Source organism: Flavonifractor sp. An306 (assembly GCF_002159455.1).
Classification (GTDB): domain Bacteria; phylum Bacillota; class Clostridia; order Oscillospirales; family Oscillospiraceae; genus Flavonifractor.
On sequence record NZ_NFIQ01000279.1, the window covers coordinates 1 to 505 of the forward strand.

General features: G+C 44.0%; 1 protein-coding gene. It reads right to left on the reverse strand.

What is annotated here, in order from left to right; all coding sequences use genetic code 11:
- Positions 1-92: 92 nt before the first annotated feature.
- A partial coding sequence (locus B5F88_RS20115; protein WP_162612275.1) for a tyrosine-type recombinase/integrase occupies positions 93-505 on the reverse strand: 413 nt, incomplete at its 5' end.

Genomic DNA, 505 nt, shown 5'->3' on the forward strand with positions numbered 1-505 from the left:
CGGAGATTATACCGAATAAGTTGCTATACCGAAAAAATCTCAGAATCCTGCAAATAACATATTCTACACAAAATTTTTCGGTATAGTATTTTTCAATCCAGCGTATAGAGGAATTGCTTTGCATCTTTACTTTTCCAGAGTTTCTCGGTGCCTCCGATGTTTGGGGCTGACTTATTGATGGCCTCACTCATCATCTCCAATGTAGCAAAGGCATAGAAGCCAGATGTAGTAGACATACTTTCATGCCCGAGCAACTGCATAATAAACGGTAAAGGCACGCCGTTTTTATACAAATCCATAGCTTTTGTTTTTCTAAACAGGTGGCAGTGGACATTCTCTGGAACGGCACCGCATGTCTCTCGGGCCATGGCAGCCGCAGTTCCAACCACGAGACTGATGCTATCGGTAGAAAGTCTGTGGGGTATCCCTTCCCTCATGCTATAAAACAGTGGGGCCGGTCGTCCAGATGGATGAAATTCACGTAGATAAAGTTCAAGATGCGCTA